The sequence below is a fragment of the Nocardia sp. NPDC055053 genome (assembly GCF_053608285.1).
The window spans coordinates 1-26,555 of record NZ_JBSGVD010000029.1 but is presented as its reverse complement, the minus strand read 5'-3'; the positions used below and the strand labels follow the sequence as shown (position 1 = coordinate 26,555).

Annotated in this window: 26 protein-coding genes; 14 read left to right on the top strand and 12 right to left on the bottom strand. The window is 70.5% G+C overall.

The window, feature by feature from the left end; all coding sequences use genetic code 11:
• Positions 1-22: 22 nt before the first annotated feature.
• Complete coding sequence (locus ACWF82_RS25470; RefSeq protein WP_189023992.1) at positions 23-1,390, bottom strand: RNA polymerase sigma factor; 1,368 nt, start codon at positions 1,388-1,390, stop codon at positions 23-25.
• A gap of 244 nt (positions 1,391-1,634) precedes the next feature.
• Positions 1,635-2,393, bottom strand: a complete 759-nt coding sequence (ppgK, locus tag ACWF82_RS25465) for a polyphosphate--glucose phosphotransferase (RefSeq protein WP_452505041.1) — start codon at positions 2,391-2,393, stop codon at positions 1,635-1,637.
• A gap of 96 nt (positions 2,394-2,489) precedes the next feature.
• Here ppgK and ACWF82_RS25460 point away from each other — a divergent pair, with 96 nt between their 5' ends.
• A complete protein-coding gene (locus ACWF82_RS25460; RefSeq protein WP_452505040.1) occupies positions 2,490-3,386 on the top strand; it encodes an inositol monophosphatase family protein in 897 nt (298 codons plus the stop codon).
• A 41-nt stretch (positions 3,387-3,427) separates the two neighbouring features.
• Here the strand turns inward: ACWF82_RS25460 and cei are convergent, their stop codons facing one another.
• Positions 3,428-4,111, bottom strand: a complete 684-nt coding sequence (gene cei, locus ACWF82_RS25455; protein ID WP_452505038.1) for an envelope integrity protein Cei — start codon at positions 4,109-4,111, stop codon at positions 3,428-3,430.
• A 374-nt stretch (positions 4,112-4,485) separates the two neighbouring features.
• On the opposite strand from cei, the gene ACWF82_RS25450 reads away from it, so the two are divergent.
• Positions 4,486-4,788: a DUF4193 domain-containing protein gene (locus tag ACWF82_RS25450; RefSeq protein WP_218716942.1), complete on the top strand. Its 303-nt coding sequence runs from the start codon at positions 4,486-4,488 to the stop codon at positions 4,786-4,788.
• 13 nt (positions 4,789-4,801) lie between these two features.
• Here ACWF82_RS25450 and ACWF82_RS25445 read toward each other — a convergent pair whose 3' ends face one another.
• The gene (locus tag ACWF82_RS25445) at positions 4,802-5,314 is read right to left on the bottom strand and encodes a DUF3093 domain-containing protein (protein WP_452505134.1); all 513 of its coding nucleotides are present in this window, start codon (positions 5,312-5,314) and stop codon (positions 4,802-4,804) included.
• Positions 5,315-5,410: 96 nt separating this feature from the next.
• Between ACWF82_RS25445 and dut the strand changes: the two genes are divergently transcribed.
• Both dut and ACWF82_RS25435 read left to right on the top strand, forming a co-directional pair.
• A complete protein-coding gene (dut, locus tag ACWF82_RS25440; RefSeq protein WP_379306175.1) occupies positions 5,411-5,881 on the top strand; it encodes a dUTP diphosphatase in 471 nt (156 codons plus the stop codon).
• A gap of 5 nt (positions 5,882-5,886) precedes the next feature.
• The gene (locus tag ACWF82_RS25435; protein WP_452505133.1) at positions 5,887-6,786 is read left to right on the top strand and encodes a DUF3710 domain-containing protein; all 900 of its coding nucleotides are present in this window, start codon (positions 5,887-5,889) and stop codon (positions 6,784-6,786) included.
• A 125-nt stretch (positions 6,787-6,911) separates the two neighbouring features.
• On the opposite strand, the gene ACWF82_RS25430 is transcribed toward ACWF82_RS25435, so the two are convergent.
• On the bottom strand, positions 6,912-7,637 hold the full coding sequence (locus ACWF82_RS25430) for an alpha/beta fold hydrolase (RefSeq protein WP_452505036.1): 726 nt from the start codon (positions 7,635-7,637) through the stop codon (positions 6,912-6,914).
• Positions 7,638-7,711: 74 nt separating this feature from the next.
• On the opposite strand from ACWF82_RS25430, the gene ACWF82_RS25425 reads away from it, so the two are divergent.
• The 3 genes from ACWF82_RS25425 (at position 7,712) to ACWF82_RS25415 (ending at position 9,615) form a co-directional block, all read left to right on the top strand.
• Positions 7,712-8,119, top strand: coding sequence for an OB-fold nucleic acid binding domain-containing protein (locus ACWF82_RS25425; RefSeq protein ID WP_189023975.1), 408 nt, complete (start codon positions 7,712-7,714; stop codon positions 8,117-8,119).
• A gap of 3 nt (positions 8,120-8,122) precedes the next feature.
• Positions 8,123-8,866, top strand: a complete 744-nt coding sequence (locus tag ACWF82_RS25420; RefSeq protein WP_452505034.1) for a DUF3159 domain-containing protein — start codon at positions 8,123-8,125, stop codon at positions 8,864-8,866.
• Positions 8,867-8,994: 128 nt separating this feature from the next.
• Positions 8,995-9,615, top strand: coding sequence for a sigma-70 family RNA polymerase sigma factor (locus ACWF82_RS25415; RefSeq protein WP_452505131.1), 621 nt, complete (start codon positions 8,995-8,997; stop codon positions 9,613-9,615).
• A 6-nt stretch (positions 9,616-9,621) separates the two neighbouring features.
• Here ACWF82_RS25415 and ACWF82_RS25410 read toward each other — a convergent pair whose 3' ends face one another.
• Both ACWF82_RS25410 and ACWF82_RS25405 read right to left on the bottom strand, forming a co-directional pair.
• Positions 9,622-10,293 carry a potassium channel family protein gene (locus ACWF82_RS25410; protein ID WP_452505032.1) on the bottom strand — a complete coding sequence of 224 codons (672 nt, stop codon included), beginning with the start codon at positions 10,291-10,293 and terminating at the stop codon, positions 9,622-9,624.
• Between the two features lie 2 nt (positions 10,294-10,295).
• Positions 10,296-10,961 (bottom strand): potassium channel family protein, encoded by a 666-nt coding sequence (locus ACWF82_RS25405; RefSeq protein WP_378854333.1) that lies wholly within the window; start codon positions 10,959-10,961, stop codon positions 10,296-10,298.
• A 173-nt stretch (positions 10,962-11,134) separates the two neighbouring features.
• On the opposite strand from ACWF82_RS25405, the gene ACWF82_RS25400 reads away from it, so the two are divergent.
• Both ACWF82_RS25400 and ACWF82_RS25395 read left to right on the top strand, forming a co-directional pair.
• Positions 11,135-13,129 (top strand): APC family permease, encoded by a 1,995-nt coding sequence (locus ACWF82_RS25400; RefSeq protein ID WP_452505030.1) that lies wholly within the window; start codon positions 11,135-11,137, stop codon positions 13,127-13,129.
• Positions 13,126-14,496 (top strand): class I SAM-dependent RNA methyltransferase, encoded by a 1,371-nt coding sequence (locus ACWF82_RS25395; protein WP_452505028.1) that lies wholly within the window; start codon positions 13,126-13,128, stop codon positions 14,494-14,496. Before ACWF82_RS25400 ends, ACWF82_RS25395 begins: the two co-directional genes overlap by 4 nt.
• A gap of 161 nt (positions 14,497-14,657) precedes the next feature.
• Here ACWF82_RS25395 and ACWF82_RS25390 read toward each other — a convergent pair whose 3' ends face one another.
• Positions 14,658-15,326 (bottom strand): SIMPL domain-containing protein, encoded by a 669-nt coding sequence (locus ACWF82_RS25390; RefSeq protein WP_452505026.1) that lies wholly within the window; start codon positions 15,324-15,326, stop codon positions 14,658-14,660.
• 76 nt (positions 15,327-15,402) lie between these two features.
• Positions 15,403-17,211 (bottom strand): glutaminase A, encoded by a 1,809-nt coding sequence (gene glsA / locus ACWF82_RS25385; protein WP_452505129.1) that lies wholly within the window; start codon positions 17,209-17,211, stop codon positions 15,403-15,405.
• A 306-nt stretch (positions 17,212-17,517) separates the two neighbouring features.
• On the opposite strand from glsA, the gene dxs reads away from it, so the two are divergent.
• Positions 17,518-19,416, top strand: coding sequence for a 1-deoxy-D-xylulose-5-phosphate synthase (gene dxs, locus ACWF82_RS25380; protein WP_452505025.1), 1,899 nt, complete (start codon positions 17,518-17,520; stop codon positions 19,414-19,416).
• Between the two features lie 55 nt (positions 19,417-19,471).
• Here dxs and ACWF82_RS25375 read toward each other — a convergent pair whose 3' ends face one another.
• The 3 genes from ACWF82_RS25375 to ACWF82_RS25365 all read right to left on the bottom strand — a co-directional run bounded on the left by ACWF82_RS25375 (position 19,472) and on the right by ACWF82_RS25365 (position 22,255).
• Entirely contained in the window at positions 19,472-20,308 is an 837-nt protein-coding gene (locus ACWF82_RS25375; RefSeq protein WP_452505023.1) for a class I SAM-dependent methyltransferase, read from the bottom strand.
• Between the two features lie 122 nt (positions 20,309-20,430).
• Positions 20,431-21,681 (bottom strand): HRDC domain-containing protein, encoded by a 1,251-nt coding sequence (locus ACWF82_RS25370; RefSeq protein ID WP_452505021.1) that lies wholly within the window; start codon positions 21,679-21,681, stop codon positions 20,431-20,433.
• A gap of 22 nt (positions 21,682-21,703) precedes the next feature.
• Positions 21,704-22,255, bottom strand: coding sequence for a DUF3000 domain-containing protein (locus ACWF82_RS25365; protein ID WP_452505127.1), 552 nt, complete (start codon positions 22,253-22,255; stop codon positions 21,704-21,706).
• A gap of 351 nt (positions 22,256-22,606) precedes the next feature.
• On the opposite strand from ACWF82_RS25365, the gene hemE reads away from it, so the two are divergent.
• The 4 genes from hemE to hemQ all read left to right on the top strand — a co-directional run bounded on the left by hemE (position 22,607) and on the right by hemQ (position 26,428).
• Positions 22,607-23,662, top strand: a complete 1,056-nt coding sequence (gene hemE / locus ACWF82_RS25360) for a uroporphyrinogen decarboxylase (RefSeq protein ID WP_452505019.1) — start codon at positions 22,607-22,609, stop codon at positions 23,660-23,662.
• 328 nt (positions 23,663-23,990) lie between these two features.
• On the top strand, positions 23,991-25,349 hold the full coding sequence (locus ACWF82_RS25355) for a protoporphyrinogen oxidase (protein ID WP_452505017.1): 1,359 nt from the start codon (positions 23,991-23,993) through the stop codon (positions 25,347-25,349).
• Between the two features lie 161 nt (positions 25,350-25,510).
• Complete coding sequence (locus tag ACWF82_RS25350) at positions 25,511-25,672, top strand: hypothetical protein (protein ID WP_452505015.1); 162 nt, start codon at positions 25,511-25,513, stop codon at positions 25,670-25,672.
• Positions 25,673-25,732: 60 nt separating this feature from the next.
• Positions 25,733-26,428 (top strand): hydrogen peroxide-dependent heme synthase, encoded by a 696-nt coding sequence (gene hemQ, locus ACWF82_RS25345; RefSeq protein ID WP_379083343.1) that lies wholly within the window; start codon positions 25,733-25,735, stop codon positions 26,426-26,428.
• The last annotated feature ends 127 nt before the right edge of the window (positions 26,429-26,555 follow it).

The window sequence follows — 26,555 nt, the reverse complement described above, 5'->3', positions numbered from 1 at the left end:
CGGGCCTCGCGGTAGAGCTCGGTCAGTCGAGGTAGTCGCGCAGCACCTGCGACCGGCTCGGGTGCCGCAGCTTGCTCATCGTCTTCGACTCGATCTGGCGGATTCGCTCGCGCGTCACGCCGTAGACCTGGCCGATCTCGTCGAGGGTGCGCGGCTGACCGTCGGTCAGGCCGAAGCGCAGCCGGACAACGCCCGCCTCACGCTCGGACAGCGTCTCCAGCACCGACTGCAGCTGATCCTGCAGCAGGGTGAAGCTCACCGCGTCGACCGCGACGACGGCCTCGGAGTCCTCGATGAAGTCACCGAGCTGGCTGTCGCCCTCGTCGCCGATGGTCTGGTCCAGCGAGATCGGCTCACGCGCGTACTGCTGGATCTCGAGGACCTTCTCCGGCGTGATGTCCATTTCCTTGGCCAGCTCCTCCGGGGTGGGCTCACGGCCCAGGTCCTGGAGCAGCTCGCGCTGGATGCGGCCGAGCTTGTTGATGACCTCGACCATGTGCACCGGGATACGGATGGTGCGGGCCTGGTCGGCCATGGCGCGGGTGATGGCCTGACGGATCCACCACGTCGCGTAGGTCGAGAACTTGTAACCCTTGGTGTAGTCGAACTTTTCGACCGCGCGGATCAGGCCGAGGTTGCCCTCCTGGATCAGATCCAGGAACGCCATGCCGCGACCGGTGTAGCGCTTGGCCAGCGAGACGACCAGGCGCAGGTTGGCCTCGAGCAAGTGGTTCTTGGCGCGGTTGCCGTCGCGCACGATCCAGTTGAAATCGCGGCGGGTGGTCACCGAGAGCTTCTCGCCCGCCTCGGCGAACTCGCGCATCTTCTCCGCGGCGAACAGGCCCGCCTCGATCCGCTTGGCGAGTTCGACCTCCTCCTCCGCGTTGAGCAGCGCGACCTTGCCGATCTGCTTGAGGTAGGCGCGCACCGAGTCGGCGGAGGCGGTGAGCTCGGCGTCCTTGCGTGCCTGGCGCAGCGCCTCGGACTCCTCCTCGTCCCAGACGAAATCGCCGGAGGCCTTGTCCTTCTCGGAGGGCTCCTCGGTCTCGGCTTCCTCGGTGGTGTCCTCGGCCACTTCTTCGACCAGGGCGTCGCCGTCGGTGAGCTCGTCCTCGGAGACCTCGAGATCACCGAGATCGTCGAGTTCGATCGACTCGTCGTCGAGCTGTTCCTCGCCACCCTCGGCCGAGGTCGCCTTCTTCGCGGCGGTCTTCTTGGCCGGTGCCTTCTTGGCGGCAGCCTTCTTCGCCGGAGCCTTCTTGGCAGCGGCCTTCTTCGCCGGTGCCTTCTTGGCAGCGGCCTTCTTGGCCGGAGCCTTCTTGGCCGTGGTGGTGGCGTCGGCGTCGGCGTCGGCCGAGTCGGCGGTCTGACGGGTATTCGTGGCTACCACGTACGCCCTTTCGTGACGGTCTCGTGCGGCGTCACGCCAGAGTGGTTTTCCGGCGGAGCGGTCGGTCGGGTTGCACCGGCGGTGCGTCGGTCGGGTGACGCCGGTATGTTCACCGGCCTTCTCGCGACCGGCCGCGGCCGGAAGGTTTCACCGGCTCACCGCCGGACGTGTTCCATTGTAACGATCCAACCAGGGTACTCATGGCACGATGCCATCGAGGCGTTGCGCCGCCCTGCGCGCCGCACTACGGCGCGATGCCCATCTCGACGGCCATGGCGGCGCCGACGATACCCGCGGTGTTCTTCAGAACGGCCGGAATCACCGGAGTTCGGTTGGTGAGCAAGGGGATCCACTGCTCATAATCGCGGCTGATGCCGCCGCCCGCCACGATCACGTTCGGCCAGAACAGGTCCTCGATGTGGCGCAGCACCGTGCTGACCCGCTCGGCCCACTGCGGGTAGGTCAGGCCCTCGCGGTCCTTCACCGAGGCGGCGGCCAAGTGCTCGGCCTCGGCGCCGGTGACCATCAGGTGGCCGAGTTCGGAGTTGGGCACGAGGGTGCCGTTGTACATCAGCGCCGAGCCGATGCCGGTGCCGAAGGTGAGCAGCAGCGTCAGCCCGGTGAGGGCACCGGCGGCGCCGTAGCTGTCCTCGGCAAGGCCGGCGGCGTCGGCGTCGTTGAGGACCGTCACCGCACGCCCGCCCAGCGCCTTGCCGAACAGCGAGCGGGCGTCGGTGCCGATCCACCCGTGGTCGACGTTGGCGGCGGTCCTGGCGTGCCCGTCGAGCACCACGCACGGCAGGGTCAGGCCGACCGGTCCGTCCCACCGCGCCTGCGCGACGAGCTCGGCCACCGCGTCGGCGACCGCGTCCGGGGTGGACGGCTGTGGCGTGGCGATCTTGATCCGGTCGTGGGTCAGCAAGCCCGTGGCCAGATCGACCACCGCGCCCTTGACGCCGCTGCCGCCGATATCGATGCCGAAGGCGTGCCCTCGAGCAGACATGGTTCAACCCCTCGCTCGTGCGGTCGATGTGCCTGACAAAGAGTAGCGGTAGTCACGTCCCGGGCGAGTCGACTCGGCATGTGATGCCATGGAGTGGTGCCCGAACCCACAGCCTTCGAGACCACCGCCCCCACCGTCGCCGCCGAGTACGACGAGTTGCGTTCGCTCGCCGTGGAACTCGCCGAAGCGGCCGCAGCGCACGTGCGTGCCCGCAGACCCGAGGTGTTCACCGACGGCGGTCCCGCCGAGGGCGCCGTGGCCACCAAGGGACACGTCACCGATCCCGTCACCGTCGTCGACACGGAGTCCGAGCAGCTGATCCGCGGGCTGCTCGCCGAGCGCAGGCCCGCCGACGCGATCCTCGGCGAGGAGGGCGGCGGCGATGTCGGGGCGAGCGCGCCTGGCACCGTCACCTGGGTCGTCGACCCGATCGACGGGACCGTCAACTTCCTGTACGGGCTGCCCGGCTACGCCGTCTCGGTGGCCGCGGTGCGCGACGGCAGTCCGGTCGCGGGCGCGGTGGTCGACGTGGCGACGGCGACCACCTACAGCGCCGCGCGTGGCGGTGGCGCCACGGCGGTGCGCGCCGACGGCGCAGCGACGATCCTGACCTGTGCCCGCGAGGACTCGCTGGCGGTGGCCCTGGTGGCCACCGGCTTCGCCTACGGCAGGCAGCGCCGGGCACGGCAGGCGCAGCTGCTGACCGAGATCCTCCCGGAGATCCGCGACATCCGCAGGCTCGGCGCGGCGGCCATGGACCTGTGCCATGTCGCGGCGGGCGAACTCGACGCCTACTACGAGCACGGCCTCAACGCGTGGGACTGGGCGGCGGGCGCGCTGATCGCCGCCGAGGCGGGCGCCGTCGTGCGCGTCCCCGAGGTCACCGTCGGCGGTGCCGCGGGCGAGATCACGATCGTGGCCGCCCCCGGAGTGGCCGGGGAGCTGACCACGTTGCTCGAGCGCGTCGGCGCCACCGAGGCGCTGCCGGACTGAACCGCGAGGGCGGTCCCGGCGTCAGGGCCGGGACCGCGGGCTCAGCACTTGACGTCGCGGGCGGCCTCGATCAGCGCGGGATCGATCGAGGACGAGCTGGCGCCGGGCGCCAGGTTCTTCAACGCCCGCAGGACAGCCTCGGCGTCGGCGCCGGGCCGCAGCGATTCGCCGAAGGCCAGACCGAGAACCAGGTCGACCGAATCGTCGGTGCGCGGGTCCTCGATCAGTTCGGCGCACGGCGCGACCAGCTGGACCGACGCGGCCGCCGGCCTGCCGTTGACGCCGAAGCGGATCTGCCCGGTGCAGTTGAGGTCGCCGCTGACATAGACCGGATCGTTACCGACCTGTGTCCCCGGCGCGCCGGCGAAGCCGAGGTCGCCCAGCGCGGAGGCGATGTTGCCCGCCTGGCCGCTCTTGCCGTTGGCGTTGAAGACCCTGACCTTCGACTCCGCCAGCGCGGCGGGATCGACCTCGTCGAGGCGGGAGAGGCCGACCCGCGTGCCGAGCGGCGCGGGCTGGGCTGCGTTGGTGGCCGTCGGCGTGCTCGGCGCGTTGCAGGCCATCGGTTCGTTGCTGTCGTCATGGGTGCGAAACGCCGTGATCCAGACGAGCAGGCTCACCAGAGCCAGCACGAGGACCAGCGCGAGCCAGAGCTCGGGCCGCCGTCGCGGGAAGGGTGTGCCGTCGCGATCGGTCGCGCTGCCTTCGGTGATCAGTGAAACCACGCGCTCACTCTACGAGTCCGGCGGCCGGGTGTGAGTGCGGGATGTCTCGGCGAGTTTCCCACCAGGTGAAGATTCGTCGTCGGTTTCGACTCGGCCGGGTTTTGATTGCGACATTTGTCCGTAGGTCCGCTATTGTCTGCCCGCCCAGATCGAATAATCACCGGTGAAACTGTGGTCGGTCGCGGGAACAACAAGGGCATGTCCTGCGTTAACCGAACGCTGTCGGAGTGATCGATCGCCGATCGACCCTGATAGGCGACCGGTGTACGTGTGAGGTGCACCACCGGCGGGGCGGTACGAACGCCGGACCCCTGCGGGGTACGGCAATCGAACTGATCCGGGATATACGGAGTAAGGACTGAGGGGAAGACGACATGGCAACCGACTATGACGCACCGCGGCGCACCGAATCCGACGAAGTGTCGGAGGATTCGCTCGAGGAGCTGAAGGCCCGCCGCAACGAGGCGCAGTCCGCCGTCGTGGACATCGACGAATCCGATACAGCGGAATCGTTCGAGCTTCCCGGCGCGGACCTGTCCGACGAAGTACTCAGCGTTCGGGTGGTCCCGAAGCAGGCCGACGAGTTCACCTGTTCGAGCTGCTTCCTCGTGCACCACCGCAGCCGACTGGCCAGCGAGAAGGGCGGCCAGCTGATCTGCATGGACTGCGCCGCATAAGCGACGCGACGGGTCAGCCCGCGCTCGGGAGTCCGAGCGCGGCCAAGACCCGGTCCGGCCTGCGCGTACTGATCAACCAGTACGGCGTCGGGTCGTCCGGGTCGTCGAGAACCAGCAGCGCCATCGGGCCGATCCAGGCCCGGTGCTGCACATACGCGGCGGGGTCGAGCTGTCGGCCCAGCGCCGCGCTCTTGGCCGTCGGCGCGACGGCCGCGGCGCGCGCGACGAAGCTCACCGGCAGGTGGGCGCGGTCGACGCGCAGTTCCGCGGCGCCGTCGGGCGCGACGGTCACTTCCAGGCGATGCCTGCTCATCCACAACAGAATCCAGACCGGCACCGGCGCGAGGAGCACGTAGGGCAGCCACGCGCGCAGGCCGGGCGCTCCCATGTGGATCTCGGCGGCCAGCAGTCCCGCGATGGCGAAGCCGATCGGCCACCACCAGAGCGGCACCCAGAGGCGTTCCCGGTAGGGCGAGGCACCGTGCGCCGAGGGCGCGGGGCGGTCGGTGTCTGCGGCGTCGGCGATCGGCGAATGGGGCTGGTCGGGCACCCCTCAACACTAGGTCACCACGCTGGGGCGGCGACGAGAAGGTCCGGCGCCGACCGCGTAGGCTCGACCGATGTGAACGCACTTGCACCGATTCCGCTGCGGCGGCTCGATCCCGGCATCCCCGTGCCGACGCGTGCCCATCCGGGTGACGCGGGCGTCGATCTCTGTACCACCGAGGACGTGATCATCGAACCGGGCGAGCGGGTGCTGGTCGGGACCGGGATCGCGATCGCGCTGCCCCTCGGCACGGTCGGGTTGATCCATCCCCGGTCCGGCTTGGCCGCGAAGGCAGGCCTGTCGGTGGTCAACACCCCCGGCACGGTCGACGCGGGCTATCGCGGCGAGATCAAGGTGTGCCTGATCAATCACGACCCGCGCACGGCGATCGAGCTGCGCCGCGGCGACCGCATCGCGCAGTTGCTGGTGCAGCGGGTCGAGCTGGTCGATTTCGCCGAGGTCGACGATCTCGACGACACCGCCCGTGGCACCGGCGGATACGGGTCGAGCGGCGGGCATGCCAGCCTGGCCGGCGAGGAGGCGTAATGGGGCTGTTCGGCAAGAGCAAGAAGAAGCGCGCACCGCGCGAGGACGAGTACGCGGGCTACGACGACGAGGTCGACTACGACGAATCCGGTGATTACGCCGATTCCGACGAGTACGACACCGACGAGTTCCAGCGTCCCGACTTCGCGCACCTGGACTTCGACGACGCGCCGACCGACGAGCGCATCTACGGCAATTTCGACCACGAGCCGGATGCCGCCGCGGGGCCGTACGACATCAGCGAGGTCACCGACGAGATGATCGAGCGCCGCCTCGATCTGGGGTCGGTGGTCATCCCCGTGCCCGCGGGCGGGCAGTTGCAGGTGGAGATGAGCCCGGACGGCACCCCGCAGGCGGTGCACCTGGCCACCGAGCACGGCAGGCTCACCGTCGCCGCCTACGCCGCGCCGAAATCGGCGGGCCAGTGGCGCACGGTCGCCGCGGATCTGGCCGAATCGCTGCGTGGTGACGGCGCGAGCGTCGCCGTGGAGAAGGGCCCGTGGGGTCGCGAGGTCAAGGCGATCACCGAGGGCGCCGACCTGCGCTTCATCGGTGTCGACGGACCGCGCTGGATGATCCGCCTTGTCGCCGCTGGCCCGTCGGGCGCGGTGGACGAGCGCAGCCCGCTGATCACGGCCGCGCGCGCGGTCCTGGCCGATGCCGTGGTGCGTCGCGGTGACGAGCCGCTGCCCGTGCGTGATCCGCTGCCGGTGGTGCTGCCGCAGGAACTGGCCGAACAGCTGGCCGCCGCCCACCAGCAGCAGGTGCTGGCCCAGCAGCAGGCATTGGCCGCGCAGGCCGCCGCCGCGCAGGCCCCACCGACCTCGGCGCTGCCCCCTAAGCTGCCCGACGAGCCGCGTCGTGGCGCGGACGGGTCGGCGATGCAACAGCTCGGCTTGAACTAGACGGGTGCCCGCTGCGGGACAAGCAGCGGGCAATCCTGCGGGACAACTGATTTCGCGAGCACACGGGTACTCGCCCAGCGCGCCGACCCACACCTGACCGTCGGCCCGGTCGACAGGCCGACCGCCTACCCGCGACCGGCCGAAGTCGCGGAGAGGCGGTGGAGCTCGGCGAACCCGGCATGTCCGAGTACCGCCGGATCGGCACCCAGCTCGTCCAGGGTCACCCGATGTAGCCGCGCCTGCGGCAGGATGCCCGCCCACTGTTCGGCGACGGCGATCGGGTGCACCGGGTCGTCGCTCGCGCCGACCACGGCCACCGGTACCGCGCTCTCGGCCAGCTGCTCGACCGTCGGCCAGGCGTAGGCGGCGGCCTCGTCGAGTGCCTGCGGCAGATGCGGCCACTGTCCGCGCCAGGATTGGGTGAGCGCGTCGGCCAGCCAGCCGGGACTCGACGCCCGCATCCGCTCGATCACCGCGTCCAGCCCGTCGGCGCGCAGTTGCCCGGCGGTAACCGAGGCGCTCAGCGCGGCGGGGCAGGACGCGGTTTCGGCGCCCGTCCAGGCGGGTAATGCTGTGATGACACCGACCACCGCGGTGCGGTGCCCGGCTGCCCAGTCGAGTGCGATCGCGGCGCCGAGGGAGATGCCTGCGGCCAGGACGGGGCCGCGCGCTGCGGCGGCGTCCAAAGCCGCGGTACAGCTCGCGATCACGGCCTTCGGGTCCGGTTCGACGGCCTGGAACGCCAGTCCGTGCGCGGCTGCGGCCGGTCCGAACGCACGGGCGGCGAAAGCGGCGTCGGAACCGGTTCCGGGCAGGGCGACCACGGTGAGCTGGGGTGGGGTGCGCAACACGGACCGAGCGTAGCGGCCGCCCGTTTGCCCATCTACAGTGGCGGTGTACGGCCAACTAGCGGGAGAAGCGTGCCATGTCGTCATCCACGGGCGGACACAAGTCGGGATCGGGTCCGGACTCGGGATATTTTCGTCGACTCGGGCGCCGCTTGACCGCCGATATCGATCAGCTCGACGCCGAGGAGCTGGCGGAGACGGCCGACGCCTCCGGTGCCCGGCGCGCGGCGGACTGTTGTCGCGGTGAGGAAGCCACGATTCTGGGCAGGCTGCGCAGCGTCGAGGCGTGTCCCAAGGCCGCGGGCGCGACCGTGCAGGCCGAGTTCTTCGACGGCACCGACGCGATCACCCTCGTCTGGATCGGCCGCAGGCGCATTCCCGGTATCGAACCGGGCAGGCGCATCCTGGTCCGTGGTCGCGTCGGCGACCGCGACGGCCGCAAGGTGATCTTCAACCCCTACTACGAATTGCGCGGGAACAGCTGACGTATGCCCACCAGCGACGATTACCGCATTGCCGCGGACCCCGAACCCACCGTGGCGCTGCCGGTGCCGACCGATAACCCGGTCGACCCCGAGGTCGACGCCGAGCTGGAGCAGAAGCAGACCCTGCTCCAGCAGCTGGGCGGGATCAGCGGCCTGATCTACTCCACCGTGCCCGTGCTCGTGTTCGTCCCCGTGAACACCGTCGCCGGCCTCACCGCGGCCATCTGGGCCGCCCTCGGTGTGGCCGCCGGTGTGCTCGGGTGGCGGTTGTTCCGCCGCAGCCCGATCCAGCCGGCGATCTCCGGTTTCCTCGGTGTCGGCGTGTGCGCGTTCATCGCGTCCAGGACGGGGGAGGCCAAGGGCTACTTCCTGTTCGGGATCTACACCAGCCTGGTGTACGCGGGTGTGTTCGCGGTGTCGATCCTGTTCCGGTGGCCGCTGGTCGGCGTCATCTGGGGCGCCCTCAACGGGCACGGCACCGCCTGGCGCGGCGATCGCCGCATCCGCAGGCTCTACGACCTGGCCACGGTCGTGTGGGTGGTCGTGTTCGGCGCCCGCTACCTGGTCCAGTCGCAGCTCTACGACACCGACCACACCACCTGGCTGGCGGTGGCCAGGATCGGCATGGGCTGGCCGCTGACGGCGGTGGCGCTGGTGGTCACCGTGTGGGCGGTGCGCCGCGCGGGTCACCTGCCGGTCGGGAAATCCGATTCCGCCCGCGCCGGAACGGATTCCGCGCACGCCTGAGCCGTGGCCGAAGTGCCGCGGGAGGTGGGGATCTACCCACCCTGGGGTGTCTGGTCCGGCCGCCGAGTTCGTCGCACGATCAATGCGTAACTGAAAACGCAGTGATCGTGAAAGGACCGGCGACCATGATGGCTCCCGAGCACCGTCTCTCCGGCGCATCGAAGAACTCCGCCTCCGTGCTGTCGGAGAGCAAGCGCATCGGAGCCGAGCTGGACGCACTGATCGCGCCCGCCGCGGCCGGTGACCGCGGCGCCGTCGCCGAGATCGTGCGCCTGGTGCATCCGCTGGTCCGGCGCTACTGCTCGGCCAGGATGGGCGCCACCGGTCATCTCACCGTCACCAGCGACGATGTCACCCAGGAAGTGCTGATGGCCACCGTCACCGCCATCCCGCGCTACCGCGACCAGGGCAAATCGTTCCTGGCCTTCGTCTACGGCATCGCCGCCAACAAGGTGTCGGACGCGTTCCGCCGCGCCAGGCACACCGCCTACCCGATGGCCGAGCTGCCCGACGCCGCCAGTGTCGCGGCGGGCCCGGAGGAGTGGGCGCTGGCCCATGAACGCGGCGCGGCCACGCGCGAGCTGATGCGGGTGCTGGCGCCGAACCACCGCGAGGTGCTGGTCATGCGGATCGTGCTCGGCTGGAGCGCGGCGCAGACCGCCGAGGCCATCGGCACGAGTCCGGGCGTGGTGCGGGTGATGCAACATCGCGCGCTGAACAAGCTGCGCGCGGAGCTGCAGGTCGCCTGAGCGCGGTTACGGTTTGATGCCGTGGGTGGCCAGCGTCAGGCGCAGGTCCTCTTCGGCTTCCACCGAGGTGACGAACAGCAGTTCGTCCTCGCCTTCGAACGGGTCGTCGGCCTGCGGCACGATCACCCGGCCGCCGCGCAGGATCGTCACCAGGACGGTGTCGCGTGGCATCACCAGGGTCCGGACCGGCTTGCCCGCCAGCTGGGTGTCGGCGGGCAGGGTGATCTCGACCAGGTTGGCCTGTCCCTGCCGCAACGTCATCAGCCGGACGAGGTCACCCACCGACACCGCTTCCTCGACGAGTGAGGCGAGCAGCCGCGGCGTCGACACCGCCACGTCGACACCCCACGACTCGTCGAAGAGCCATTCGTTGCGCGGATCGTTGACGCGCGCGACCACCCGGCGCACCCCGAACTCGGTCTTGGCGAGCAGGCTGTGCACCAGGTTCGTCTTGTCGTCGCCGGTGGCCGCGATGACCACCTCGTAGGTCTCGAGCTGGGCGTTCTCGAGCAGCGACAGCTCGCAGGCGTCGGCGTGCACCCACACCGCGTCGGGGATGGCCGCGGGGTCGATGTGGTCGAGCTGCCGTTCGAGCAGCATCACCCGATGCCCGCCGCGCAGCAGTTCCCTGGCGATCGAGCGCCCGACGGCGCCCGCTCCGGCGATGGCCACCTTCATGTTCAGTCCTCGCTCAGGGGAGCCTTGGCGGCCAAGGCGACCGCCTCACCGACACTGCCGGACGTCGCAGCGACGTAGACCACGTCGTCGGCCTGGACGATGGTCTTGGATTCGGGCAGCAGACCCTGGCCGAAGCGCAGGATGAACGCCACCCGCACCCCGAGTTCGCGTTCCAGATCGCGCACGGTGCGTCCGGACCAGTCCTCGTGCAGGGTGAGTTGCGTGACAGCCACCGCGCCCGTCGGATCACGCCAGGTGGTGGTCGAGTTGTCGCCGATGAGCGTGCGCAGGAACCGGTCGGTGGTCCACGGCACGGTCGCGATGGTGGGGATGCCGAGCCGCTCGTAGACCTCGGCGCGCTTGGCGTCGTAGATCCGGGCGACGACGCGCTCGACGCCGAACATCTCCCTGGCGACCCTGGCCGAGATGATGTTGGAGTTGTCACCGGAGGACACGGCCGCGAAGGCGTCGGCGCGCTCGATTCCCGCGCGGGTCAGCACATCCCGGTCGAAACCGACACCGACCACTTCCTGCCCGGTGAACCCTTCACCCAGGCGGCGGAACGCGCTGGGATCGCGGTCGATCACCGTGACCTCGTGTCCCACCCGGACCAGGGCGCGCGCCAGCGACGAGCCGACCCGTCCGCACCCCATGATCACTACGTACACCGTGCACCCTCGTTCCTTGCCGAACCCGTGGCGTCCGGCAAGGACCGTACCCGCCGGATGCTCCCATCGCCCATTTTCCCCTGGGCGAGGCGGCGCAAACAATCACGACACCGGCGCAGGGCGGGGCGAACGTGCGCGCGAAGGTACCGGTGAACTCCTCTATGCTCAGCCCGGTGTCCAAGTTGACGACGGCAGCCAAGCGCGTGCTGCTGGGCAGGCCGTTCCGTAGCGATTCGCTCGGCCACACGTTGTTGCCCAAGCGTATCGCTCTTCCGGTGTTCGCCTCCGACGCGATGTCCTCGGTGGCCTACGCGCCGGAGGAAATCTTCCTGGTGCTGTCGGCGGCGGGCATCTCGGCCTACATGTACGCGCCGTGGGTCGGGCTGGCCGTCGCGTTCGTGATGGCCGTTGTGGTCGCCAGCTACCGGCAGAACGTGCACGCCTACCCGTCCGGTGGCGGTGACTACGAGGTCGCGACCAAGAACCTGGGGCCGACCGCCGGTCTGACGGTCGGTAGCGCGCTGCTGGTCGACTATGTGCTCACGGTGGCGGTGTCGATCTCCTCGGCCGCGTCGAACATCGGCTCGGCGATCCCGTTCGTCGCGACGCACAAGGTGCTGTTCGCGGTGGTGGCGATCGCGGTGCTCACCGCGATCAATCTGCGCGGTGTCCGGGAGTCGGGTAAGGCGTTCGCGATTCCGACCTACGCCTTCATCTTCGGCATGGCCGTCATGCTCGGCTGGGGACTGTTCCGGCTCTACGTCCTCGGTGACGATATCCAGGCCGTGTCGGCCGGGTTCGGGCTCAACGCCGAGAACGAGCACCTCTATGGTCTGGCTTTCGCCTTCCTGATCGCGCGCGCCTTCTCCTCCGGCTGTGCCGCGCTGACCGGTGTGGAAGCCATCAGCAACGGCGTGCCCGCGTTCCGTAAACCCAAGTCGCGCAATGCCGCGACCACCCTGCTGCTGCTGGGTTCCATCGCGATCGTCCTGCTGATGGGCATCATCATCCTGGCCCAGAGGATCGGGGTCGTCTACGCCCACGACACGTCGAACCTGGTCGGCGCGCCCGCCGACTACCACCAGAAGACACTGATCGCCCAGATCGCCGAGACCGTCTTCCACGGCTTCCCGATCGGCTTCTTCTTCATCACCATCGTCACCGCGCTGATCCTCGTGCTGGCCGCGAACACCGCGTTCAACGGTTTCCCTGTCCTCGGCTCGATCCTGGCGCAGGATCGCTACCTGCCCCGTCAGCTGCACACCCGCGGCGATCGGCTGGCCTTCTCCAACGGCATCCTGTTCCTCGCGGGCGCGGCGATCGCGTTCGTGGTGCTGTTCGACGCCGAGGTCACCAAGCTCATCCAGCTCTACATCGTCGGTGTGTTCGTCTCGTTCGTGCTCAGCCAGACCGGCATGCTGCGGCATTGGACGCGGCTGCTGCGCACCGAGACCGATCCGGCGCAGCGGGCGAAGATGAAGCGGTCGAGAGTGATCAATGCGATCGGCCTCACGTTGACCGGCACCGTGCTGGTGATCGTGCTCGTCACCAAGTTCTTCGCCGGCGCCTACATCGCGATCATCACGATGGTGGCGATCTTCATCGTGATGAAGCTCATCCGCAAGCACTACGACTCGGTCTCGCGTGAGCTCGACGAATCCGATTGGGACGGTGTGCTGCCCAGCCGCACTCATTCCATCGTGCTGGTCTCCAAGCTGCACCTGCCGACCAAGCGCGCCCTGGCCTACGCCCGCGCGACCCGGCCCGACACCCTCGAAGCGGTGACGGTGAACGTCGACGACGCCGACACCCGCAAACTCGTGCGCGAATGGGAGAACAGCGAGATCAACGTGCCGCTCAAGGTGATCGAATCGCCCTACCGCGAGGTCACCAAGCCGGTGCTGGACTACGTGAAGCGGGTGCGCAAGGACGCCCCGCGCGATGTCGTCACCGTGTTCATCCCCGAATACGTGGTCGGCCACTGGTGGGAGCAGGTGCTGCACAACCAGTCCGCGCTGCGGTTGAAGGGCAGGCTGCTGTTCGAACCGGGCGTGATGGTGACGAGCGTGCCGTGGCAGCTCAGTTCCTCCGCGCACGCCAAACAGCCCGCCGACGTGAACGCGCCGGGTTCGGTGCGCCGCGGTTTCGAGCCGGGCCGCCGCGGATGAGCGAGTGGGTCGGACAGGAATTCGAGATCCGGCTCGGGCCGCCGGGGCACGGTGGTTTCTGTGTCGGCAGGCACGAGGGCCGCGTGGTGTTCGTGCGCCACGGCTTGCCGGGTGAGCTGGTGCGTGCCAGGGTCACCGAGGATCGGGGCGGGTCGTTCTGCCGCGCCGATGCCGTCGAGATCATCGAGGCGTCCCCGGATCGGGTGCCGGCGACCTGCCCGGTGTCCGGTCCCGGCGGCGCGGGCTGCTGTGATTTCTCCTTCGCCACGCCCGCCGCGCAACGCGCGCTGAAGGCGACGGTGGTGGCCGATCAGCTGCGCAGGCTGGCCGGGGTGGAGCGGGACGTGACGGTCGAGCCGATCGCCGGTGATTCCGGCGAGGTGACCGGTGGCTGGCGGACCCGTCTGCGGCTGGTCGTCGACGGCGCAGGTCGTGCCGGGGTGCACCGTTTCCGCAGCACCGCGGTGATCCCGGATCTGCGGTGCCCGCAGCCCGTCGCCGGCGCGCTCGACGGTGTCGCGGACCGGCTGTGGACGCCGGGCGCCGACCTGGTCGTCGCGGTCGACGGCGACGGAGTGCGGCACATCGTCGAGCTGGCCGCGGTGCCCGACACCGTCCAGGCCGGTGGCCGTCCGGAGACGCGGCGTGGCGCGGGTCGCGGGCGTGGTCGTCAGCATCCCACCCGGCGCCGGGAATCCGGCGGCCCCGGCGGTGACGAGCGTGGGGCGGTCCGCGACCGCGCGGCCGCGCGCAAGTCGGCCACCAACGCGCCGCGCGAGGAATGGGTGATGGCCGGGACCGGCAGGGCGGTGGAGTACGTCGCCGGGCGACGCTGGGAACTGGCGGCGACCGGCTTCTGGCAGGCGCATCATCGTGCCGCGCAATGCTATTCGGACCTGGTCGCCGAGTGGTCGGGGCTGACGCCAGGTGGGTCCGGGTGGGACCTGTACAGCGGTGTCGGCGTCTTCGCCGCGCGCCTGGCCGAGCAGACCGGGCAGACCGGCGCCGTCGCGGCCGTCGAATCGGCGCGTTCGGCCGTCGCCGACGGCATCGCCGCCCTGCGCGATCTGCCCTGGCTGGACCTGCGCGCCGACCGCGTCGAACGCTGGGTGCGCACCCACAGCGCCGCGGGCACACCGGACGTCGTCGTCCTCGACCCGCCGCGCGCGGGCGCGGGCAAGGAGATCGTCGCCGCCGTCACCGACGCCGACCCCCGCCGGATCGTCCACATCGGCTGTGACCCCGCGTCGTTCGCCCGCGACCTCGGCCTCTATCTCGACGCCGGCTACCACCTGGCCGACCTCCGCGCCTTCGACGCCTTCCCCGCCACCCACCACGTCGAATGCGTCGCCCTGCTCGACCGCTGAGTCACACCTCGACGGTGCTGCGAGGCTGGTGTCTTCGTCCGTGCGCCCGAGGCGATCGCCGCCGACGTCCATCGGTCCTGCCCCATCGTGCCTGGCAGCCATCGGATCCGGTGGGGCGCAGCCGATCGCGGACTCTGCCGACGATCAGTGCTACTGGAGTGTCAGTCCAGGGCCCAGGTGACCCGGACGGTGGCGCCGATCTCGGTCTCACCCGGCACCACCGGCACGGGGGAGCTCGCCCGGGCCATCAGCATCGGTGCGCTGTCCATTTCGGCGATCTCGTAGGCGCGTGGCATCGGTGTGGCGATGTCCTCGGTGATCTGCATGACCTCGCCCAGCCGCACACCCGCGCGGGCCGCGTACTGCTCGGCCTTGGTCTTGGCGTCGTCGAAGGCGGCGTCGCGCGCCTGCGCGAGCAGTGGCTCCGGATCGGCGATGCCGCGGGTCAGGCCGCCCAGGCGGACATCGTCGCCGCCCGCGGTCACCGCGGCGGCCACGGTGTCGGCGGGTTCGGTGCCGGTGCCCTCACGCAGTGACACGCTCAGGCTCGTCGACGCCAGGTAGCCGGCGATCTCGCTGCGCCCGTTGTCGGTGTAGACGGTCTCGGTGCGCACGCTCAGCCCGCTGGTCGCCAGGTCGGCGTCGCTCACCCCGGCCGCGCGCAGGGCGGCGACGACGGCGCTCACCCGGTCACCCGCGCGCCCGTAGGCGGCGGCCACCGTGTCGGCGCGCGACTCCACCGACAGCGTGACCCGGATCAGATCGGGGACCGCGCGCACCGTGCCGCGCCCGAATGTCGTCGTGCTCGCCTGCCAGGACTTCTTGCCCACCGCGCTACTCCTGTCGGTCGAAGGATGCTGTGCTGACCAACGTCTCGCGACGGGCGCTGGTTCCGGGGCCGACCGGTCAGTAGTTGCCCGCGTTGCGGGAGATGGTCCGCACCGCGGCGTCCATCTGCGCGTAGGCGCCCGCGGCGAGGCGCTGCAGCAGTACCAGTTTCAGCCGCGGGTGTCCCTCGGTGAGCTGATCGAAGACACCGGGCGGCATCACCGCCACCCGCACCGGCGTCTCGGCGATGATCTCGTTGACGAACGGTTTCCCGATCAGCATCGGAATCTCCCCGAACGACATCCCCGCCGACAGCGTCACCAGCCGGTGGACCCGCCCGTCGGTGCCGGGGAAGGTCCCCCGCACCCGCCCGTCCAGGATCAGATACAGCCCTGAGCGCGGATCGCCACGGTCGGCGATCAGTTCACCGCGCGCGAAGGTCCGCGACTCGAAATCGGCGGCCAACCGGGCGCGATCGTCGTCGTCGAGCCCGGCGAGCAGCGGATGCTCGTCGAGGCGGATCGAGGTGCGGGCACGCTGCCCTGGCGGACGGTGCAGGTCCAAGACGATGTCCTCGCACCATTCGGTCGCGGTGTCCCGGTCGATGAACACCCGCCCGCAGGGATCGGCGGGGTCGAGGCTCGACGCCTCGCGACCCAGCCGCGCGTCGGGATCGACCAGCGCGACCCGGCTGCCGCCCCGGACGAGTTCGGTCTGCAGGGCGTCGAGCATCCCGCGCGCCACCGCGCTCACCTCGCCGACCCGGCGCAGGTCGATCACCAGCGCGTCGAGCGCGCCTGCCTTGCTCTCGATGGCCCGCACCGCGCGTTCGGCGCCGGCGAAGAGCAGGTCACCGTGCAGTTCGTAGACCCGGGCGCGGTCGCCGTGCGCCGCCAGCACCTCGGCGTCCTCGGGGGAGCGCCGCAACCGCGACGGCACCTGCGCCACCGAGTAGTCGGCGCGGATGGCGGTGCGCGCCGAGCGGGTCACGTGACAGAAGTGCAGTTCGAGCCGCCGCGACAGCTCCCGGCACGCGGCGACCCCGCGCACGCTGTTGCCCTGACCGTCCAGCCGTGGCGAGTACACCGAGATCCCGATCTGGCCTGGCAGCACCGCGATGATCCCGCCACCGACCCCGCTCTTGGCGGGCAGGCCGACCGTGGTCACCCAGTCGCCCGCCGCGTTGTACATGCCGCAGGTCGTCATCACGCTGAGCACCCGCTCGGTCAGCGCGGTCGACAGCGCCCGTTCCCCCGTCTTCGGGTTCACCCCGTTGTCGGCCAGCGTCGCCGCCATCAGGGCGAGGTCGGCGCACGTGATCTCGATCGAGCACTGCCGGAAGTAGCGGTCGACCGCGTCGTCGGGATCGACGTCGATGATGCCGACCGAGCGCAGCATGTAGCCGATCGCGCGGTTGCGGTAGCCGGTGCGCGCCTCCGACTCGTAGACCGCCTGGTTCATCCGCAATTCCCGCCCGGCGAAACGTGAATAGCAGCGCCGGACCCGCTCGAACTTGTCGGCGGCGTCGCGGCCGTTGATCAGCGAGGCCGCCGTGATCGCCCCGGAGTTGATCATCGGATTGCTCGGCCGCTGGGTCTCCGGTTCCAGGCTGATCTCGTTGAACGGCTCACCCGACGGCTCGACATCGATGTGCGCGGCCACTCCATCCAGGCCGCGATCGGCCAGTGCGAGCGCGTAGGTGAACGGCTTGGAGATGGACTGGATGGTGAACCCGATGCCGGTATCGCCCACCGCGTAGACCAGGCCGTCCGCGGTCGCCAGGCACAGCCCGAACGCGTCGGGCGCCACCGCGGCCAGCTCGGGGATGTAGTCGGCGGGCGTGCCGGAGGTGTCGTCGCGGCAGGCCGCGTACACCTCGTCGAGCATGCCAGCCACCACGCCGGGGTCGATCGTGCGCGCAACACCGTCCGGTTCGGCCACAGCGGTCACTGTAGGTCGCGTCGTCGCCTCCCCGGTGGGGACGCGCGGGGGAGATAGTCCTCACAGCCGATCGACGGCCGCTGGGAGGGCGGTTCGCCGCCGGGCGCCCAGTTCAGCGGGCGGGGGTGGGCAGCTCGGCCTGGTAGGACTATGGTCGGCGCGACGGATCGGGAAGGGCCCGCGAGCCGGGGCCGCCCGCACGGCCAAATACACTGGGCGGATCACACAATAGTCCGGAGGGAGCGAGTTCAGGTGGGAGTGCTGTCGCGGGTGGATTCACCCGAAGATCTGCGCCGGCTGAGCGTGCCGCAACTGCGGGAGCTGGCGGAGGAGATCCGCGAGTTCCTGGTGCAGAAGGTCGCCGCCACCGGAGGCCATCTCGGCCCCAATCTAGGGGTGGTCGAGCTGACCATCGCCCTGCACCGGATCTTCGATTCCCCGGCGGACCCGCTGATCTTCGACACCGGTCACCAGGCCTACGTGCACAAGATCCTCACCGGCCGCAAGGACCGGTTCGACTCGCTGCGCACGCGCGACGGCCTGTCGGGCTACCCGAGCCGCGCCGAGAGCGAACACGACTGGGTGGAGTCCTCGCACGCTTCGGCCGCGCTGTCCTACGCCGACGGCCTGGCCAAGGCGTTCGCGCTGTCCGAGCAGAACCGCACCGTCGTCGCGGTCGTCGGTGACGGCGCGCTCACCGGCGGAATGTGCTGGGAGGCGCTCAACAACATCGCGGGCGCGCCCGACCGCCCGGTGGTGGTCGTGGTCAACGACAACGGCCGCTCCTACGCGCCGACCATCGGCGGCCTCGCCGACCGGCTGACCGCGCTGCGCACCCAGCCCGCCTACGAGCACGCCCTCGACGCGGGCAAGCGCATCCTCAAAAGCATTCCCGCCGTGGGGGATTCGGCGTACTCGATGGTCCACGCGCTCAAGGCCGGGATCAAGGACGCGGTGAGCCCGCAGGAACTGTTCTCCGATCTGGGCATGAAGTACGTCGGCCCGGTCGACGGCCACGACCTCGTCGCGCTCGAGGCGGCGATGCGGCGCGCCAAGGACTTCGGCGGCCCGGTCGTCGTGCACGTGGTCACCCGCAAGGGCAACGGCTACGAGCACGCCGAGAACCACGTCGCCGACCAGATGCACGCCTGCGACCCGATCGACCCGCTCACCGGCCGCCCGCTCGCGGGCAAGAAGGCCAAGGGCTGGACGGCGGTGTTCTCCGAGGAGCTCATCGACCACGCGTCGCGGCGCGAGGACATCGTCGCCATCACCGCGGCCATGCCAGGCCCGACCGGGCTTGCCCCGTTCGGCGAGCGCTTCCCGAACCGCATGTTCGACGTCGGCATCGCCGAGCAGCACGCGATGGCCTCGGCAGCCGGTCTGGCGCTGGGCGGTATGCACCCCGTCGTCGCGATCTACTCCACCTTCCTCAACCGCGCGTTCGACCAGCTGCTGATGGATGTGGCGCTGCTGAAGCAGCCGGTCACCGTGGTCCTTGACCGAGCCGGCATCACCGGTCCCGACGGTGCCAGCCACAACGGCATGTGGGACTTCTCGCTGCTCGGCATCATCCCCGGCATCCGCGTCGCCGCCCCGCGCGACGGCGCCACCCTGCGGGAGGAACTCGCCGAGGCGCTGGCTGTCACCGACGGACCGACCGTGCTGCGTTTCCCGAAAGGCAGTGTCGCCGAGGACATCACCGCGGTGGAGCGCGTCGACAGCATCGATGTGCTGCGGCTGGCCGTTCCCGGCGCGGGCTCGGCGCAGTCCCAGCACGGTGACGTCCTGATCGTGGCCGTCGGCCCGTTCGCCGAGACGGCCATGCAGGTCGCCGAACTGCTTGCCCCGCAGGGCATCTCGGTCACCGTGGTCGATCCGCGCTGGGTCATCCCGGTGTCGGACACCCTGGTCAAGATGGCCGAGAACTATCGCCTCGTCGTCACCGTCGAGGACGGTGGCCTGCACGGCGGCATCGGTTCGACGGTGTCGGCGCGCCTGCGCGATGCCGGTCTCGACGTGCCGGCCCGCGATCTCGGTGTGCCCCAGCAGTTCCTCGACCACGCCTCGCGCGGCGAGATCCTCGAGGAACTCGGTCTCACCGCGGACGCGATCGCTCAGCGCATCGGCGGCTGGCTGCAGTCGCGCTGACAGCACACCGCATCGATCCCGCGCGCCCGGTGACTACACCGGGCGCGCAGCTCGTTCAGTGGGGACGCCGGGCGACGACGGCGAAATTCAGCGGGATCCGCGGCTTGCCGGGAGGCAGCGTCCAGCCCTCCGCACAGGGGACGAGCTCGGGGAACGGCCGCCAGTCCATGTACGGCAGTTCGGCCAGCGCCTCGATGACAAGCCCCGCCGCCAGCAGCGCGCCGACGACCTCGCCCAGGTCGTGCCGCCATTCGTGATTGGTGGTGTGCGTGATCGACCCGTCCGAATCCTCGGTGTAGGTGCCCGAATCCGAGTACGAGCGGGCGCCGCCACCGGCGAGATAGTCGTCGTCGATCTCCCACGGCTCGAACTGCATCGCACCCAGGATCGGGTGGTCGTCGCGAATGGCGAACACACCGCCCGGGGTCAGGAGATCATGGATCGAGCGTGCCCACGCGGTCAGCTCCGGCAGCCAGACGATGGTGCCCGCGCTGGTCACGACGGTATCGAACCGCCGGCCGATGACAGCGGCGGCGAAGCGGGCGTCGCCTTCCACCCAGGTGATGTCGCGCCCATCCGCCGCGGCGATCCGGGCCGCGTGCCGCAGCGAGTTCGGCGACAGGTCGAGCCCGTGCACCTCCACCGCGCCGAGCCTGGCCCAGGACACGGTATCGGTCCCGATATGGCATTGCAGGTGCAGCAGCGAACAGCCCGCGATCCCCGTCTCCGGCAGATGTGGCGCCAGCACCTCGAGATCGTTGCGCACCACCGAGGAGACGGCGCTCGGGTCGGCCAGGAAGGCGTCGACGTCGTACATCCGCGACCGCGCGTGGACGTCGGCCCGATCGTCCCAGTTCGCGCGGTTGGCGGCGATCGCCTCGGCTTCGGACACGGCGGATCCTCTCGACGGTGGCAGGCGGGCGAGGAACCACGCTAACGCCGAGAGGTCGCCGGGTCGAGGGAATTTCGGTCGGTACGCGGCAGGCGGTGGGCCGGCCGGCTGGTGTCCCTCGGCTACCTGGCGGAGGGCGTCAGCGCTTTGGTGAGGGCGGGCACGGCGAGACTGCGCTGCCACCGTCGCGCACCGCCGGCGCGCAGGAACTCCTCGATCGTGGCCGACAGTTCGTCCGGTTCGCCGACGTTCTTGTAGTCGGGGAGACCGTCCCAGCACAGCCGTCGCACGAGATCGGGGGACAGCAGGTTCTCCACCGGGATGGCGTATTCGGTGGAGAGCTCGCCCATGGCGCTACGGGCGGTGGCGAGCCGGGCGGCGGCAGCGGGGTCGCGGCGTTCCCACCGGTTGACCGGGGGCGGCCCGTCGAAGGGGAGGGTCAGCGGCGGGAGTTCTTTGTCGGGCAGGGTGCGGCCGCGTTCGATCGCGCCGAGCCAGTCCCGGGAATAGCGGCGCTGGCGTGGGCCGCCGAAGACGGCCAGGGTGCGCAGCTGGGCGATGCTGCGTGGCTCGGCGGTCGCGGCGGCCACGATGGCGGAATCGGGCAGGATCCGGGCCGGCGCGACATCGCGGGCGCGGGCGAGCGCGTCGCGGGTGGTCCACAGTTCGCGCACGATCGCCAGCTGACGAGTGCGGCGCAAGGTGTGGATGCCGGAGGTGCGCCGCCACCGGTCGGCCTTCGGCGCGGGCGGCGCCATGGTGCGGATGTGCTCGAATTCCTCGGCGGCCCAGTCGATCTTGCCCTGTTCGGCCAGGTCGGCGGCGACGGTGTCGCGCAGTTCCAGGAGCAGTTCGACATCGAGGGCGGCGTAGTTGAGCCACTCGTCGGGCAGCGGGCGGGTCGACCAGTCGGCGGCGCCGTGCCCCTTGCGCAGCGAGCGGCCGAGCAGATTCTCCACCATCGCGGCCAGGCCGACCCGTTCGTAGCCGGCGATGCGGCCGCCCAGTTCGGTGTCGAACAGGCGGGCCGGGCGCAGGCCGAGTTCGGCGAGACCGGGCAGGTCCTGGTCGGCGGAGTGCAGGACCCATTCGAGGTCGTTGATCGCCTCGGCCAGCGGCGTCAGCGCGTCGGTGATCGGGATCGGGTCGATAAGGAAGGTCCCGGCACCAGCGCGCCGCAGCTGGATCAGATACGCCCGCGCCGAGTAGCGGAAACCGGACGCGCGTTCGGCGTCGACGGCCAGGGGACCGGTACCCGCGGCGATCTTCTTGGCGGCCTGGGCGACGTCGTCGGCGGTCGCCAGCACAGGGGGAACCCCCTCGGCGGGGGCGAGCAGGGGCTCTGCTGCGGTTGGTTCCTCGGCGACCGGCATAAACGTGAACTCTACGTGGCGTTCAAGGGCGATCGGTGCGGGTATACGACTCCGGTCGCAAATGAGTGATCCCGGCGGGCGGCAGCCCGGCGGCGAAGGCCAGTACCTCGCAGAAGGCCTCCACGTGACGGCGCATCTCGGTGTTCATCGCCGTCCAGGAGGCACGCAGCTCCAGCTGGTGGGCCCTCGGCGGGCCCGCGATGTCGCCGTAGCGGACCGAACTGGTGGCCGTGACCGTGCCACCGAGGGCGGTGAACTGCTCGCCCCGCGACTCGAGGGAGTCGACCAGCCAGCTCCAGGCCACCTCGGGCAGCAGCGGGTCGGCGGCCAGCGCGGCATCGATATCGGCCTGGATGTAGGCGACCAGCCGGAACACGCCGTGCCAGGCCTCGTCGCCCTCGGGGTCGTGCAGCAGGATCAGCCTGCCGAACGCGTCCCCTTCGGAATCGATCGGCACGATGGCGCTGTCGGGGTGGGTGACCTCCGCTCCGAGCGCATAGGAGAACGGCGCCAACCGTTGCGGGGGACGGATAGGCGCCAGCTCGATTCGGGGGTGCACTGTTGCGGTGCCCATCGCATCGACCGCCGCCCGGAAAGAAGCAGGCTCGCGGGGCGTTCCCCCGGTCGGTGCGGCGCCGTCGCGGATGTCGAGCGGTGTCACGAGGAGAGACGGTAGACGGTGTGCGCCCGGCGCTGTCGGAGGCGCGCCGCCAGACGCGGCCGGGTACGGGCTACGTTGCGCAGAGCGCATTCTCGGCACTCGTGTGGTGCACGATGCGCGACGATCGCCGCCGTAGACCGGCACATGGCCGGTTCGTCCGATTCCCGCCGGTCGGTGGGGTGCGGATGTCGCGTCCGGCGGGCAGCGCGTTCGGCGGTGACCTCGGACCGGAATCGGTGGCGGGTCCGCTTAGGATGAACAGCGATGAGCACTTACACCCGCCGCCGGTTGACCGATGCCCCGTTCCTGGCCGCCGCCACCGGCGCGACGCCGAGCAGGCGGCCTGTCTGGTTCATGCGCCAGGCAGGCCGGTCGCTGCCGGAATACCGGGAACTGCGCAAGGGCATCGGGATGCTCGAGTCCTGCTTCGACCCGGATCTGGTGTGTGAGATCACCATGCAGCCGATCCGCAGGCACGGCGTCGACGCGGCAATCCTGTTCTCCGACATCGTCGTTCCGCTCAAGGCCGCAGGCATCGACCTCGACATCGTGCCCGGCGTCGGCCCCGTGGTCGCCTCGCCGGTGCGCACCGCCGCCGACGTGCGCGCGCTGCCGCGGCTGCGGCCCGAAGAGGTCGGCGCGGTCGCCGAAGGCGTCCGCCTGCTCACCGACGCGCTCGGCGACACCCCGCTCATCGGTTTCGCGGGCGCACCGTTCACCCTGGCCTCCTATCTGGTGGAGGGCGGGCCGAGCAAGCATCACGAGCGCACCAAGGCGATGATGCACGCCGACCCACAGACCTGGCACGCGCTGCTCGGCGCGCTCACCGACATCACCATCGCGTTCCTGCAGGCCCAGCTGGCCGCCGGCGTCGACGCGGTGCAGCTGTTCGATTCGTGGGCAGGCGCGCTGTCGCTGGCCGACTACCGCGAGTACGTGCTGCCGCATTCGGAGCGGGTCTTCGCCGAGGTCGCCGCGGCGGGCGTGCCGCGCATCCACTTCGGCGTCGGCACCGGCGAGCTGCTCGGCGCGATGGGTGAGGCGGGCGCCGATGTGGTCGGCGTGGACTGGCGGGTGCCGCTCACCGACGCCGTGCGCCGGGTCGGGCCGGGAAAGGGCTTGCAGGGCAACCTGGATCCCGCGATCCTGTTCGCCGGGTTCGACGCGGTCGAGAAGGAGACCCGCCGGATCGTGCGCGAGGCCGACGAGGCGATCACGATGGGCGCGAGCGGGCACATCTTCAACCTGGGCCACGGGGTGCTGCCGGATACCGATCCGGGTGTGCTGACCGCGCTGGTCGAGTTGGTGCACTCGCTGTAGTCGCCGTGTGGCGGTAATCGAAGGCGCCGGACCAGCGGCTGGCCGACCGGGCGGCATCGACGACGCATCGCTGTGTGGCGTCGAGCCGGGATGGGTGGCGATGGTGCCGACGAGGATCTGCTGGTGGCTGCCGGATCCGGCGCAATCGCGCATTGTGTCGCCGTGCAGTCAGTTTTCTGACTCGCGGACGACGAATTGCACGATGAGGCCGGTCTGATCGGCGGTCGCCGCCGATCCGGCGCCACGGTGCACGAGCCTGCGCGTGATCAGGCCGACATCCACCGGGTGGGTGTAGGTCGCGGTGGGTCGGCGCGGCTACGGTCGAGGTATGCGGATCGCGGTCATCGGTGGCGGAATCAGCGGGCTCGTCGCGGCGTATCGGTTGCGGCAGCGGCTCGGGGACAGCGCCGACATCGTCGTTGTCGAGCAGGCCGCGCGGCTCGGCGGGGTGCTGCACACCGGTGAATTGGCCGGGGAGCCACTGGATCTCGGCGCCGAGGCCTTTGTCGGGCGGCGGCCCGAGGTGCTCGAGCTGATGGGCGAGCTCGGGCTCGACGAGCAGCTGGTGCGGCCCGCGGGGAAGCGGCCGCTGGTCTGGGCGCAGGGGGCGGCGCATGCGCTGCCGGGGCGCACGCTGATGGGGATTCCGTCCGACGCGGAGTCGCTGCGCGGCCTTGTCGACGAGGCGACACTCACGCAGGTCGCCGCCGAGCCGCAGCGGCCGCTGCACTGGGAACCCGGCAGCGATACCGACGTTCACAGCCTCGTCGCCGACCGGTTCGGCCGTCAGGTGGTCGAGCGCAGTGTCGACCCGCTGCTTGGCGGCGTCTACGCGGGCACCAGTGCGTCGATCGGCGTCCGGGCCGCCCTGCCCACCCTCGCCGCCGCCCTCGATCGCGGCGCGCGCAGCCTCACCGATGCCGTTCGGGACGCTCTGCCACCGCCGAGTACCGCGCCGGTCTTCGGCGGCCTGCGCGACGGCTACGGCGCCCTGCTCAGGGCACTCGTCGAGGCGTCGGGCGCCCGGTCGGTCACCACTTTGGCGGCGACCAGGGTGGCCGCCGCGTCCGGTGGCTGGGTAGTGGACCCGCTCGGCCTGGTCGACGGCGTCGTCCTGGCCACCCCGGCACCCGTCACCGCCCGCCTGCTGCACTACGTCGCCCCCGTCGCCGCCGAGGCCGCCGCGGGCATCGAACTGTCCTCGTCGGCCCTGGTCGCCATGGCACTGCCACGCGAGACCGGACTGCCGGACAACTCCGGCATCCTCGTCGCCACCGGAGAACCCTTGCGCGCCAAGGCCTTCACGCTGTCCAGCCGCAAATGGCCGCATCTGGGCGCGCGGGATGTCGCGCTGGTCCGCGCCTCCTTCGGCCGCTTCGGCGACGAATCCCCGCTGTCCTGGTCCGACGACGACCTCGTCGCGGCCGCCGTCACCGACCTGACCACGGTCACCGGCATCGAGATCACCCCGATCCAGTCCGTCGTCCAGCGCTGGCCCGGCGGCCTGCCCCAATACGCCCCCGGCCACACCGACCGCGTCGCCACCATCGAATCCGCCGTCGCCCCCCTCGACGGCCTCGCGATAGCAGGCGCCTACTTGCACGGCGTCGGAGTCCCCGCCTGCGTCGCTTCCGGCACCACGGCCGCCGAGCGCGTCGCTACCGCGCTGGCGTCGCGCGTCCAATAGCGACCGATACCGACCGGCCCGCCGCACGTGGCCGGCGAGCGCGTCGCAACCACGCTGGCGTCGCGCGTCGAATAGCCGCCGACACCGACGGCCCCGCCGCACGGCCGATCCGCGGCGTGTCGACGACCTCGAGCGATAGTGATGCTGCATGATCGCGCGCTGTGACCATCACCGGTGAGCAGACGACCAGCGCCCGCATCCTATTCCTCGATCCGGAGCTCGGTCCCGTGGAACTGCACGCGGGCGAGGTGACGACGGTGACCTCGGTCTTCGGCAGCGAGGAATCCTCGCCGTGGCGGGCGACCCGGCCTGCCGCCGGCTGACCGCGGCCGCAGCCCCCGCCCACCCGGCGGGCGAAAACACCGCAGTGGCACCATAGATCCATGGCGCGACTCGACTACCAGGCCCTCAACTCCACCATTCGCTACCTGATGTTCTCGGTGTTCCAGGTGCAGCCGGGCGTGCTCGGCGAGGACCGCGCCGAGGCGATCAAGGAAGCGCAGGCTTTCTTCGACGGCCTCGCCGACAAGGGCGTCGTGCTGCGCGGCATCTACGACGTCGCGGGCCTGCGCGCCGACGCCGACTTCATGCTGTGGACCCACGCCGAGCGCGTCGAGGACCTGCAGGCCGCCTACGCCGACTTCCGCCGCACCACCGAGCTGGGCAGGGCCAGCGCGCCGGTGTGGAGCAATGTCGCGGTGCACCGGCCCGCCGAGTTCAACAAGAGCCACATCCCGGCGTTCCTGGCCGGCGAGGACGCGGGCAACTACATCTGCGTGTACCCGTTCGTCCGGTCCTACGAGTGGTACCTGCTGCCCGACGAGGAGCGGCGCAAGATGCTCGCCGACCACGGCAAGGCCGCCCGTGGCTACCCGGACGTGCGGGCCAACACCGTCAGCTCGATGGCGCTCGGCGACTACGAGTGGATCCTCGCCTTCGAGGCGCCGGAACTGCACCGCATCGTCGACCTCATGCGTGACCTGCGCGCCACCGAGGCCCGCCTGCACGTCCGCGAGGAGATCCCGTTCTTCACCGGCCCGCGCGTCGAGGTCGAGCAGCTGGTCACCGCGCTGCCGTAATTTTGGAGCGCTGGCGCGCTCGAGTTCGCGGCCCCTCCTGTCCCGCCGGTCAGGCACCGTTGCTTGCTCCTACGTCGCGTACGCAACGGCACCTGACCGGCGGGACGGCCGCGAACCGCCGCTGCGC